This window comes from Streptomyces sp. NPDC052396 (assembly GCF_044593195.1).
In the GTDB taxonomy this organism is placed as follows: domain Bacteria; phylum Actinomycetota; class Actinomycetes; order Streptomycetales; family Streptomycetaceae; genus Streptomyces.
In genome coordinates, this window is sequence record NZ_JBIUAW010000019.1 from 25,455 (window position 1) to 37,144 (window position 11,690).

An 11,690-nucleotide genomic window follows, 5' to 3' on the forward strand; every position below is an offset into this window, starting at 1 on the left:
ACCTCTTTATCGGACAGCGGCGAGGCCGTTGAGCAGGCGGCCGAGCTCCGTTGGCGCCTGGAGGTGTGCCAGATGGCCCTGGCCGGGGAGTTCATGGACTTCGGCATGGGTGACGCGCTGCCGGACATCGTCGAACGACGTTCCATAGGGGGCCGTTCCGCGATTGCACTGGCCGACGATCAGATCGACACGGTCCGCCCGTCCTGCCAGCGCCTCCGGTAGCGACGTCGCGTTCAGCGCGGCGAGTTCGGCGTACGCCGGCCCGCTCAAGTGCTTCAGGGTCGCCCAGGTTTGACGGTCTGCCCGCAGGGCCTCGACATAGGGCGCATCGAAGCCGGAGATCTGCCGGTTCACTATCTCGACGCTGGCGTCCCAGTCCGCCGCCTCCTCGGCGGCCTTCAGGTCCGGCAGTGCGTGACGGGCGAACGGGCGCATCACCGGCTCGTAGGCGATCACCTGACGGAACGGGCGTTCGCCGGCGGCCAGCAATGCGATCAAGCCGCCATAGCTCCAGCCGAACAGCGCCTGCGTACCGGCGAATTCATCGAGGATCACACCGAGGTCCTCGACCTCCGTCCGCAGCGAGTAGGAACTGGTCAACGGCCCCGAAGGGGTACGTCCTCGACGGTTGACCACCATCACCGACGGCCAGGCGTCGATGGCGGTCGCGACATGACGCCACGCATGCGCATCACTCATCGCGCCCGGGACGACGACAAGTCCCGGGGCGCCCGGCTCACCGTACACATCGACCGTTACCCAACTGCCGCCACCGACCGGAAAATTCTTCTGAATCGCTTGCTCCATAAAGCCATTATGGAGCAAACGCTCTACAATGCAATGGTGCCCCGACCAACCCGTGGACGACCACGAGCCTTCGACCGTGACCGCGCGATCCTCGACGCCGCCCGCCTCTTCTGGCGATACGGCTACTCCGGGACATCAACCCGCGCCCTCACCGCCGCCCTTGGCCTCTCCACCTCCAGCCTCTACGCGGCCTTCGACAGCAAGGCCGGACTGTTCGAGGAAGCGGTGCGGACCTATGCCGAGCGCTACCGGGAGATCCACCGGCAGGCCGTCGCCGAGCAGGACCCGCGGACCGTCATCGAACGCATCCTCATCGACTCGGTCCATGAGTTCACCCAGCCAAGCGACGTACATCCAGGCTGCCTTCTGAGCAGCGCCGCGATGACCGACAGCACCAGCACTCTCGACACCAGCGCCTACTACGCCGAACTGCACGGCTGGAACGAGCGAACCCTCCTGGCGCGCGTCGAGCAGGCCGACCGGGACGGGGAACTCACCGCCGGAACCGACGCGGTGGCCCTGACCGGCCTCGTCCAGTCCGTGGTGCACGGCCTGTCGGTACAAGCCGGCCTCGGCACGGTTCGCGAGGACTTGCTTGCGACGGCGCACCTCGCCCACAAGCTGATCTGCCGGCACCTCACATCACCAGCATCATGACCCGCAACGTCTGCGGGACTCCCGCGCCCGGTCCGGGACACCCACGGTGCACCGACCGGTCGCCACGATGAACGTGCGCTCCTCGATGGGACCTTCAGCGGGCGCGCACCCCGTCGATGGCCAGGGCGAGCAGCCGCTCGGCCTCGGCCGGGCCGTCGGGTTCCTCCTCGGTGGCCCGCGCAATGGCGCTGACGAGTTTGAGCAGTTGGGTGATGGTGACGTCGGGGCGTACGGCATTCACCTGGCGGGCGCGGTCGAGGAGTTCATCGCCGGCGCTGGTGATCATCGCGTGGCAGGTGCTGCCCAGCGTCGGGTCGCCGTCGCGGGCGCCGTGCATCAGTGATGCGCCAAGGCCCCGATTGGCCACGGCGTGTGCGCCGACGGCGCGGAGCCAGCTGACGAGTGCGGCTCCGGGATCGGGGTCGGGCAGCAGGTCACGCGCTGGGGCGCACAGGGCGTCCACCCGGCCCTTGAAGACGGCTTCCAGGAGCAACTGCCGGGAGGGGAAGTGCCGGTGAAGGGTGGCCGAGCCGACTCCGGCACATCGGGCGATCTCCTCCAGCGAGGCTTCGGCGCCCTGTTCGGCGACCAGGCTCTCGGCGGCCACCACAATCCGGTCGTAGTTGCGGCGTGCGTCGGCACGCATCGGCCGCATAGCCGGGTCGGCTGCGCTCTTGGGCACGGGAACTCCTGACGGCTTGCTAACTGGATGTGCGCCCTCGTCGGCTACGGCATGGGGAGATTCGTGGAACCGACAGGAAAGACCGTCGTGGTGGTGGGGGCGACCGGCCCGCAGGGACGGGCGGTGACCCGGCACCTGCTCGGCAGCGGCTGGGAGGTACGCGCACTCACCCGGGACCCGGAGGGCGCACCGGCCAAGGAGCTGGCGAGCGCCGGCGCGCGGATGGAGGACGTCGCCTCCTTGCTCGCCGCGGCCAACGGCGCATACGGCATGTTCAGCGTCCAGCCCACGGTCGGCTCCCCCGGGACCGCGCCGGACTTCAGCGCCGAGGACGAGGTCCGCTGGGGAATCAACGTCGCCGAGGCCGCGCGTGCCGCCGGCGTCGAGCACTTCGTCTTCACCTCGGTTGCCGGCGTGGAGCGCCATGGCAGCGAGGTCCTGCCGCGGAATCTGGTCAGCAAGTGGGCGTGAGCCTGCCTGCGGAACCGGCTCAGGAGGACGGTTCCGGCTCATCGTCGTCGAAAGGCCAGACATCATCGGGGAACACCCGCGCGAACCAATGGGGTTGAAGGTCCCTCAGCCGCAGCGTGCGCCAATGGCGCGGGTCCGCGGGTATGGGCACCGCGACCTCCACATCCGGGCCGTACGCGAAAAGCCGTTCCTGGCAGACGCCACAGGGAGCCAGGACCCAGTGGCCGCGGTCCCCATCGGCGGCAGTCACGCACACCGACGCCACCACACGCCGGCCCAGCTTGAAGGCCTCACACATGGCCCCCGTTTCATGGCACAAGCGCACGGCGTTGTTGGGAACATCAGGTGCCGTACTGGTAAGCACTGTGCCATCGTCGAGCCGCAGCGCCGCGGCCCCGGACCAGTCCTGCCCCGGAAAACGGGTGCACATCAGCTCAATCGCGGCATCCACCAGCTCTTGATCAACAGCCATGCGCAGCACGGTACAGAGCGGCCGGTGTCGCTGTCCGCCCCGGCCGGTGCCACCGCGCCCAAGGGTCCGGAACGCCGTCAATACGATGCCCCCTGTGAATATTCAGAAGCTGATGGAAGAACAGACGAGTTTTCACGATGTGCCGGCGGTAGCGGTGGGTTCGTCGGTGGCGGGTGCCCGCACCACGGCGACCCAGGGGACGGTCGAGGTGACGGCGGAATCGTGTTTCCGTATCGCGTCGCTGACGAAGGTCTTCACCTCTGCGGCACTGGTCCGCGTGCTACGGGACAACGGTGTCCCGTTGGGCGTACCAGTCCTCGAACTGCTTCCCGGCCTTGCGCCGGACTGGCTGGCCGACGAGAGCCTCACCATCGAGCAGATCCTGGGGCAGGTCTCCGGCCTGCGGGAATCGGTGGACGCGGCAACCGTGAAGGCTTTGGGCGATGGGGAGGGAGCGCTGCTGGAAGCCGCCCGGCTCGTGGTCCGCGCCGGGAACGAGCGGGAGCCCGGCGAGCGGTGGTCCTACTACAACGGCAACTACTTCCTGGCCGGCTCGATCCTCGCGGCCCTGAGCGGCACAACGTTCGAGAGCGCGTTGGAGGGGGCCCTCCTCGACCACTGGGGCCTTGAACGGACAGGTTTTGAGACCCCGGCGGCGTCCGTCACCGGGTGGAACGGCACAACTGAACTCCCACTGCTCGGCTATCCGCGCACCCGTCGGCCCAGCGGCGGCCTGTGGTCGTCGGTGTCGGAGCTCCTGGCCGTCGGCGAGGAACTGCTCGCCGATCAGGCTCTCCTGGAGGAGATCCGTCGTCCGCGCACCCGGTCCGACGACTCCATGGCTTACGGGTTGGGATGGGCCCTGGGGCCCTCGGGTCAGATGTATCTCAACGGACGGCTACCCGGCTACCGGGCTGCCATGGTCCTGATCCCGAACCGGGACTATGTCAGCGTGGCCCTCGCCAACCAGGAGACCGCCCTGCCCGCCTTGGCGCGACTGCTCAGCGACATGCAGCAGCCCTTGACCGGGGACGACATTGCCCAGGCGGTCAACGACTTCGCCGCCTGAGACCTCGGTACTGAGCTCTGAGTGCCGCGGTCAGCGGTTGACCTGGGCCATCAAGGATCTGCTGCGCCGGCTCGGCGACCCGGCGGGTGAGCGTTTCGACGTCTGCCGGGTTGCCGAGGCCGGAGGCTTCCCGGGCCGCTTGCCCCAGGGCCTCGGAGAGGCGTCGTTCGAGGCGGGTGATGTGCGTGGACAGGCGGCTGTTACGGGCCGTGAGGTTCGCGACGTCGGCCGGCAGCGAGCCTGCTGACCCGCGTGCCCGTCGTTGCGCCAGGCGGGGGCTCGCCCGCGCGGAAGTGGACGAACCGCAGCCACCTGGACTCCAGGGCGTGACCGTACAGCCAGGGCTGCACCCTCCGCATCAGCGCCATCCCGGCGGTACACCGCCAACCCTTCGACCACTGCCGGCCGCTCGACAACGCCGCGGCGAGCCCGGCCCGCGCGATCGTGCCCGCGTGAGCGAGGCCGGGATCGGTGTGAGACTGGGCATGGAAGGGGTGATCCCCGTGTCGGACCCACCGCCCGCGTCTGCCGGTCCCGACGCCGCCGTCGACGAGAATCGGCTGTCAGGGCTGATCATCGAGGCGCAGACCGCCCTGCCGTTTGAACTGCCCGCCCTGGCGAACCGGTGCGCCTCGGCCCTCGGCCTGGACGCCGCGCTGATCTACCTCGCTGACCTGCAACAACGTCTGCTGATCCCGCTCGACGAGGCCCTGCAGCCGCTGACGGTGGACGACTCGCTGGCCGGCTGGGCGTACCGCACGGTCTCCCCGCGGGTGGCGGACGCCGACGAGGGCGTGATCGTCTGGATGCCGCTGGTGGACGGTGCGGAGCGGCTGGGCGTGCTGGCCGTGCGGACCGCCTCGCTCAACGGGGTGCGCTTGCGTCGCAGCCGGATGCTGGCCCATCTGTTCGCCATGCTGATCACCTCCAAGCGCGGCTACAGCGACTGGCTTGCCGCCCGGACCCGTACCGCGACCATGCGGCTGCCCACCGAAATGCTGCGGGCCTTTCTGCCGTCCCGCTCCGTCGGCAGCAGCAGGTGTGTCTCGACCGCGGTCCTGGAACCGGCGTATGACGTCGCCGGCGACGCCTTCGACCACTCGGTGATCAAGGATGTGCTGCACACCATGATCCTTGACTCCATGGGTCACGATCTGGCCTCCGGCCTGACCACCTCGGTCGCCATGGCGGCGGCGCGGAACGCCCGCCGCGGCGGCGGAGAGCTGGCCGACATTGTCGGCTCCCTCGACCAGGCGCTCGCCCGCTGGCTGCCGGACCGTTTCGCCACCGGCGTGCTGTGCCGGTTCGACGCGGTTACCGGGGTGCTGCGCTGGGTCAACTGCGGTCACCCGCCGCCGCTGCTGATCCGTGCCGAGCGGGTGCTCGACGGGGCGCTGGACAGCCCTCCGCAGCCGCCGATCGGCCTGGCCGGCCAATTCACCCCGGCAGCCCGGCAGGTCCATGAGACGACCTTGGAGCCGGGCGACTGTGTGCTGCTCTACACCGACGGTGTGGTGGAAGCCCGCGACGCGGACGGTGAGGAGTTCGGCCTCGACCGGTTCACCGACTTCATCATCCGTTCCTCCGCTGCCGGCCAGCGCCCGGCCGAGGTGTTGCGGCTGCTTATCCACGCCATCCTCGAGTACCAGCGCAACCAGTTGCGGGATGACGCGACCATCCTGCTTTTCGAATGGCGCCCGCAGCACTGGTGACCTGGAGCCGGCCGGCTAATCCGGCACCACGGCCGTCAATGCCCTGACCAGATCCGCCACTTGGGGCGAAGCGAGGGCATAGCGGACGCTCCTCCCCAGCCGCCGCCCGCTCACCAGACCCGCGGCGCGCAGTACGGCCAGGTGGTTGGACACATTGGGCTGGGTGCTGCCGGAGCGCTCCACCAGCTCCCCGACCGTGGCCTCACCCAGCGCCAGTGACTGCAGCAGAGTGAGACGGGTCCGGCAGCTCAACGCCCGTCCTATGGCCGGCAGATGTGTGTCGGGTGTCTCAACCGATTGATCTTTCATCAGTAGTTGATGATACATTCCCTGCAAACGCATCATCGAACGCTGATATATCTCCTGCATCCCATGGCTACCGGAGGACGCGACCATGACCGCACAGCAGCAAGAACCCCTCGCCGACCAGCCCGCCTGCGTCTGGGTCCACGCTGACGACGCCCCGGCCAGGGCTTACGGGGAGGGCATCACCATCCGCCCGCTGTGGCGGCAGGAGTCCGGCCGTTCGGCCCAGGTGGTCGATATCGCGCCCGGCGCGGTATGGCCCGGGCTCGATGTGCACGAGCCCGGGCCGGAGGAAGTGTTCGTTGTCGAGGGCGTGTTCAACGACGGCGTTCGTGACTATCCGGCGGGGACGTTCCTGCACTGCCCGGCGGGCTCCAGCCATGTGCCCCAGTCCACCACCGGTTGCCGGCTGTTCGTCTTCTATCCGGAAGGCTGACGAAGGCTGACGGCTGCCGTTCCGGGCCCGCCCGGGCCCGGAACATGTCCCCGGAAACAGCGGTGCGTTCAGCAGGATTCGTATACGTAACCGTCAGCCCCGGCAGGGCTGACCTCCCGGTCGCGCAGGGTGATGGACAGCTTCTTTCCCCAGGCCCGGCAGGCGGCGGTGAAATTCTTCTTCACATACTCGATGTCAAAGATCCTCGCATGGTAGGCATCGCTGTATTCGGAGCACTCCTTGTACTGTCCGCACTCTTCGACCACGGCGAAATCGAAGCCGATACGGGTGCGTTGGGGAAGCAGGTCGGCGCCGTTCTTCTGGGCGATGGCCAGGTGCCGCTGGTGGGCGCGGGCGGCCAGGAGCTGCGCGAAGGCGATCGCGTGCTGGCGGGTGAGTTTGCCTTCGGACCGCTCATAGGAATCGAGATTGTCCGGTTCCACCGCGTCGTAGTGCGCCGCGGCGCAGCCGTCGATCCATGGGCCCACGATGTTCATAAGGGCCTGGCGCTTGGCGGAAGTGGAGATGTCCAGCAGAGGCTCCTCCCAGTCCTTGTCGACGATCAGACGCCCGTGATCGTCTTTCAGGAGCAGGTTGGAGTGGTGCTTCTTCCACCAGTTGATGGCTTCGCCCGGCTGCGACTGGAAGGCGTTGACATAACAGATGTTGTAGAGGCCCTTGGCGGGCTTGGCCTCGCGGTCGCGGGAGACGGCCCGTACCTTGCTGTTGGGCGGGTATGCGCCGCCGAGTTGGTAGTCGAAGACGGTGTGGGGGCTCGGTAGCCGCACTTGCGCGGGGGCGCTGCGCTCAAGGCTCTCGGTGGTGTCGGAGGGTGTGCCGGCGGCAGAGCAAGCCGTGACCAGAGCCGTGGACAGAAGGGTGGCCGCGAGAGCGGCGCGGGAGCGGAAAAGGATCACATAGGCACCCTACGTTCGGACCGGCCCGCTGCCGTGCGGGTGGCCGTCAGGAGGTGCTGCGGCCGAGGGCGGGCGGTTGGGCAAGTCGCGCCGGCCAGGCCCAGGCGCAGGTGGACCGTGCCAGGAAGTCCTCGGCGGCCCGGAATGCCTCGCCCGGTGCGATGGGGAGGATTCCCAGCCGGGACAGGGTTTCCTGAACGCTGTGGTTACGGGCGACATAGCCGGTTTCCCCGATGGCGCCCCACTCGATGGCGATGGCCGGCAGGCCCGCGGCGCGGCGTTTGCGGGTGAGGGCTTCCAGACAGAGGTTTCCGGCGGCGTAGCTGGACTGCATGGGGTTGCCGATCAGGGCGTTGCCGGAGGAGTAGGTGAGGAACAGGTCGAGGGGGTGGTGCCGGGTGAGGGCGTCGAGTGCCGCGGCCCCGCCCATTTTGGGGTTCAGGGCGTCTCGGAGCTGCTGGTCCGTGAGGGTGCCGAGGAATCCGTCCTCGAGGTGCATCGCCGAGTGGATGACGCCTCGCAAGGGGTGCCCGCTTGCCTCGGCTTCCATGATGATCCGGCGGACGGCCTGGGTGTCGCAGACGTCCAAGGTGTGGGCCCGGGCGGTGACTTGGCCGAAGAAGGCGATGTTGCGGCCGAAGGGGCCCAGCCGCAGCGGTTTGTTCTCATGGACGTCGCGCTTGCCCAGTTCGACGAAGCGCCCGCCCGGCCGCAGCGCCTCCAGGCCGCGGGAAACCGCCTCGCCGGCCAGGGAGTTGAGCACCACATCCACGCCCCGGCCTTCGGTGATGCGCCGGATCTCCTCGGCGAAGCGCAGATCGCGGGAGTCAAGGACGTGCTCGACGCCCAGTGCGCGCAGCAGGTCGCGTTTGACCTCGTTGCCGGCGGTCGCGATGACCTGGGCGCCGTGCAGTCGCGCGTACTGGATCGCGGCCAGGCCCACTCCCCCGGTGGCACCGTGGACGAGCACGGTTTCGCCCCGGGTGAGGTGGGCCAGGTGCCCCAGGCCGTAGTGAACGGTGAGGAAGACCACCGGCAGGGTGGCCCCCAGTTTCGCCTGGACACCCGTGACCACCGCACCGCCGGCCGCCCAGGGAGAGCACGGGGGCCAGGGGGGCCAGGTGAAGTCCCTCGCAGTCGCCCTGCCCGTCATCCTGCCGGCGGCCAACGGCATCCCCGGGCCAACCGCCCACCCGGCCGGGGATATCGAGGCCGCCCGGACCCCGTCCACGGTCACCACTACCCGTTTCACCCCTGACGGGCCCATCTTCGCGGATGTGGTCCGGCTCCCCACCGTCACGGGACCGCGCAAGGTGATCGTCCTGCGTATGCGGGCCGCTTCCCTCTCCGACTGCCAACTGCGTGCCGACGGCCGGGGCGGCCAACTTGCCCTGGCTACACGGGAGCTGCGGCTCCGTGGGGATGTACGGATCTATCTCACCCGGTTCAGCGGCTGCGTCCAGGATCTGGTCTGTCTGACCTTCAGCCCCGACAACCTGCGGGTCCCACCGTTTGTGCCGCCCTTGGTCTTTATGACCCATGTGACGGCCGAACAGTCGCTCGTCACCAGCGACACCACCGGTGTCGACGGCCTGCGACTCGGCATAGCCCGGGCTTCGGCTGCCGAGGGCTCCCGGCAGGACCGGTATCCGTCAGGGCCTGCTCCGCAGCGCTCTTGATGAGTGGTCAGCCCGCCGGCATGCCATTCCGGCCACGCTCCGACGCGTCGCACAGCAGCGGGTGCCGCTGGCCTCGCACCTGTGCATGACCGAAGAGATACCCCGTCTCATTCCCTGGGTATCGCAGCGCGTTCCCTTCCAACGCCTCTACGATGAGCGGCACTTCCCCTTGGCATTTTCGCCTTGAATGGTCCTCGCCGGCCTGACCCCTCATGGAGGAGCCGTTGAACACTGCCGACCAGCACGAGCCGCCGCCGGCAGGCGATCTCATCGGCCGCCTCACCGCCCGCTGCCGCGACCGTTTTGGGGCGGCGCTCCCCGAGGTGCCCTCGATCGGGATGATCACCGACCAGGTACGTGTTGCCGAAGCCCATGCCATGGGGCGGCGCAGGCAGTTCCTCGCCCGGGCCGTGGCCGAGTTGGACGCCGCACTGTGGGTCCACCCGGACGGCGCGGAGTGCCGAAACCGTCTGGCCGACGCCATCGAAGCACTGGACCGTGCGGACCGCGAACGCCCGGAACCCGCCGCCGGCCCTCGATGACCGGCTGTCCACCCTGGCTGCACAGGCGTCCCGCCGGCTGAGGCACAGTGGTCCGGCCCGATGAACTCGGCGATCGGACGTCCGGGCGTAGCCGTCGCCGCAGGGTCGGCTCGGAGGCGGAGCCGCCGGGCCAACTGCTGCTCAGCCAACGTCTTGTCTTGCCTCATCGCGCCGCGACGATCCCCCCGGCGACGACAGCCGGGCCTGCTCCGGCGTCGAGCGCAGCCCGGTATTGGGCAAGCTTGCGATCGATGGCTGGGATGGCCGTACGCAGCTTCGTGGGTGACGCACCGTCCCCCGCGCCGTCACTCATAGGCTCCTCGGCGTCCGGCCGGCCGCGACCGCCGACCACTGCACCGGCCACCGCACCGTCGGCGCGCGCTTCCTCACCGCGATCGGCCGGCTGCTCCAACAACCGGAGGACCTACGCCCGCCGCCCCGGCCCACGCCACCACGTTCCCCGTCGACTACGCATCCTGACCGCGCCGGAGCAGCCAGTCACACGACATCCTCGGGACGGGGCCCACCTCAGCCGCAGAGACGGCCGACGCGCGACGCCGAACACCAAGAGCTCTACTGGAAGAGCGAGCGCCTACGCGGGAAGGCCACCGAGGACGAGATCATCATGAAGCTGGACTTTCTCGATGCGGTGTACGCGAGGCAGGGACCTTACGCATGTGCCTACCTGGACTCCTCTCGCGACATCGACGACCCGGACAGGGCCATGGAGGTACACCGGCAACATGTGTGCGAGGACCTGGCGCGGCAGGGAGCCGACGCTGCCACCATGGCCGTGGTCGCCGGTGTCGCGGGCTGTGACCGGGAGATCTCAGGAATGCATGGCCAAGCGATCATCGCGAGCCACGGACGTCTGATTCTGGCCGAGGAACTGCCCGAGCCGCCGGTGCACGACGAGGCCGGGTTCACCGCCCTGCCTGACTTGATGCCGCTGGCAGTGCAGCACGCACCGGACATCCCCTACACCGCCGTCACCGTGCACCGCGTCCCGCACCCGCACCCTCATGCGGATGCGCCTGAGGAACTGGAGGTGGTCTTCCAGGCGGGCAGATGGCCGATGAGTACGGTCGCTCCGGGAGTCTGCCATCGTGTGCGCGGCTCTGCGGCGGGCTGGCCCAGCGGCGCCGCCCATGTCGCCGGCGACATCGCCGAGCTGGCCCGTCGCAGCGGTGCCGAGACGATCGTGCTGAGCGGACTCACCTGGGCCCGCAATGTGCTGGCCAACCGCCTGCCCAAGCAGTGGCGCGAACACACCGTCGTCAGCGGCGGCGACGGGTGCCGGACAGAGGCCGGCCGGGCCCTGATGGAACGGCAACTGGCACGGGTGTTCCAGGGCAGAATGAGCGCCGCCGACCGGGCTCGTACCGAGATGTTCCAGGCCGAGCGGGCCCGGCACCAGCGCGCGGTCGAGGGCCTTCCTGCTGTCGTAGCCGCACTCCAGCGCTCTCAAGTGAACACGCTGCTGCTCAACACCCCCGCGCTGCTCCCCACACCGCTCCATGTGGGTTCCCAGCCGACGCAGATCGGTCTGTCCGGAGCGGACCTCGAGCCGTATGGCGTCCTCAGCTTCCGGGAAGGGCCTGCCGGCGCCGCCGTGATTCGCGCCGTGGTGCGCACCGGAGCGCAACTGGTCGTGGTGCCACAACACGAACTGCCGCTGGCAGACGGGATAGGGGCACTACTGCGGTACGCCGGCCCGGAAGGCGGGCGTGAATGACAAGCGGAGAGCCGCGCCACCGGCACCGGAGAAGGAGCTCGATCCCGTGGTGCGGGGTGCGGGGTTCGCAATACAGGCCCTGGCCGCAGGACTTGAGGACATCCCCTCAAGGGAATCGGAAGGAGCCGGACAAGCAACACGTGGCGCACATCTGGCCCACGAACTCCTGTTGTCGCAAGGGCTGTAGAGAACCGCCCGGCCCCGT

The 11,690-nt window shown here is 68.9% G+C and carries 15 protein-coding genes; 9 read left to right on the top strand and 6 right to left on the bottom strand.

Annotation, left to right across the window (positions count from 1 at the left end; all coding sequences use genetic code 11):
- Positions 1–6 precede the first annotated feature (6 nt).
- A complete protein-coding gene (locus tag ACIHFE_RS31550; protein ID WP_400112062.1) occupies positions 7–807 on the bottom strand; it encodes an alpha/beta fold hydrolase in 801 nt (266 codons plus the stop codon).
- Between the two features lie 36 nt (positions 808–843).
- On the opposite strand from ACIHFE_RS31550, the gene ACIHFE_RS31555 reads away from it, so the two are divergent.
- Positions 844–1,464: a TetR/AcrR family transcriptional regulator gene (locus tag ACIHFE_RS31555; protein WP_400112064.1), complete on the top strand. Its 621-nt coding sequence runs from the start codon at positions 844–846 to the stop codon at positions 1,462–1,464.
- Positions 1,465–1,558: 94 nt separating this feature from the next.
- Here ACIHFE_RS31555 and ACIHFE_RS31560 read toward each other — a convergent pair whose 3' ends face one another.
- Positions 1,559–2,146 (bottom strand): TetR/AcrR family transcriptional regulator, encoded by a 588-nt coding sequence (locus ACIHFE_RS31560; protein WP_400112066.1) that lies wholly within the window; start codon positions 2,144–2,146, stop codon positions 1,559–1,561.
- Between the two features lie 63 nt (positions 2,147–2,209).
- On the opposite strand from ACIHFE_RS31560, the gene ACIHFE_RS31565 reads away from it, so the two are divergent.
- Entirely contained in the window at positions 2,210–2,617 is a 408-nt protein-coding gene (locus tag ACIHFE_RS31565; protein WP_400112068.1) for an NmrA family NAD(P)-binding protein, read from the top strand.
- A 19-nt stretch (positions 2,618–2,636) separates the two neighbouring features.
- Here ACIHFE_RS31565 and ACIHFE_RS31570 read toward each other — a convergent pair whose 3' ends face one another.
- A complete protein-coding gene (locus ACIHFE_RS31570; RefSeq protein WP_400112070.1) occupies positions 2,637–3,089 on the bottom strand; it encodes a cytidine deaminase in 453 nt (150 codons plus the stop codon).
- Between the two features lie 94 nt (positions 3,090–3,183).
- On the opposite strand from ACIHFE_RS31570, the gene ACIHFE_RS31575 reads away from it, so the two are divergent.
- From ACIHFE_RS31575 to ACIHFE_RS31585, 3 genes are all read left to right on the top strand, one after another.
- Positions 3,184–4,158, top strand: a complete 975-nt coding sequence (locus ACIHFE_RS31575) for a serine hydrolase domain-containing protein (protein ID WP_400112072.1) — start codon at positions 3,184–3,186, stop codon at positions 4,156–4,158.
- A 37-nt stretch (positions 4,159–4,195) separates the two neighbouring features.
- Positions 4,196–4,405, top strand: coding sequence for a hypothetical protein (locus ACIHFE_RS31580; RefSeq protein ID WP_400112073.1), 210 nt, complete (start codon positions 4,196–4,198; stop codon positions 4,403–4,405).
- A 238-nt stretch (positions 4,406–4,643) separates the two neighbouring features.
- Positions 4,644–5,870, top strand: coding sequence for a PP2C family protein-serine/threonine phosphatase (locus ACIHFE_RS31585; RefSeq protein ID WP_400112163.1), 1,227 nt, complete (start codon positions 4,644–4,646; stop codon positions 5,868–5,870).
- Positions 5,871–5,885: 15 nt separating this feature from the next.
- On the opposite strand, the gene ACIHFE_RS31590 is transcribed toward ACIHFE_RS31585, so the two are convergent.
- The gene (locus ACIHFE_RS31590; protein WP_400112075.1) at positions 5,886–6,179 is read right to left on the bottom strand and encodes an ArsR/SmtB family transcription factor; all 294 of its coding nucleotides are present in this window, start codon (positions 6,177–6,179) and stop codon (positions 5,886–5,888) included.
- An 85-nt stretch (positions 6,180–6,264) separates the two neighbouring features.
- Here ACIHFE_RS31590 and ACIHFE_RS31595 point away from each other — a divergent pair, with 85 nt between their 5' ends.
- Positions 6,265–6,612 carry a cupin domain-containing protein gene (locus ACIHFE_RS31595; RefSeq protein ID WP_400112077.1) on the top strand — a complete coding sequence of 116 codons (348 nt, stop codon included), beginning with the start codon at positions 6,265–6,267 and terminating at the stop codon, positions 6,610–6,612.
- 68 nt (positions 6,613–6,680) lie between these two features.
- On the opposite strand, the gene ACIHFE_RS31600 is transcribed toward ACIHFE_RS31595, so the two are convergent.
- Positions 6,681–7,529 (bottom strand): endo alpha-1,4 polygalactosaminidase, encoded by an 849-nt coding sequence (locus ACIHFE_RS31600; protein ID WP_400112079.1) that lies wholly within the window; start codon positions 7,527–7,529, stop codon positions 6,681–6,683.
- Positions 7,530–7,575: 46 nt separating this feature from the next.
- A complete protein-coding gene (locus ACIHFE_RS31605) occupies positions 7,576–8,604 on the bottom strand; it encodes a KR domain-containing protein (protein WP_400112081.1) in 1,029 nt (342 codons plus the stop codon).
- 46 nt (positions 8,605–8,650) lie between these two features.
- On the opposite strand from ACIHFE_RS31605, the gene ACIHFE_RS31610 reads away from it, so the two are divergent.
- The 3 genes from ACIHFE_RS31610 (at position 8,651) to ACIHFE_RS31620 (ending at position 11,485) form a co-directional block, all read left to right on the top strand.
- The gene (locus ACIHFE_RS31610) at positions 8,651–9,208 is read left to right on the top strand and encodes a hypothetical protein (RefSeq protein ID WP_400112083.1); all 558 of its coding nucleotides are present in this window, start codon (positions 8,651–8,653) and stop codon (positions 9,206–9,208) included.
- A 224-nt stretch (positions 9,209–9,432) separates the two neighbouring features.
- Positions 9,433–9,750 (top strand): hypothetical protein, encoded by a 318-nt coding sequence (locus ACIHFE_RS31615; RefSeq protein ID WP_400112085.1) that lies wholly within the window; start codon positions 9,433–9,435, stop codon positions 9,748–9,750.
- 625 nt (positions 9,751–10,375) lie between these two features.
- Positions 10,376–11,485, top strand: coding sequence for a hypothetical protein (locus ACIHFE_RS31620; protein WP_400112087.1), 1,110 nt, complete (start codon positions 10,376–10,378; stop codon positions 11,483–11,485).
- Positions 11,486–11,690: the final 205 nt, after the last annotated feature.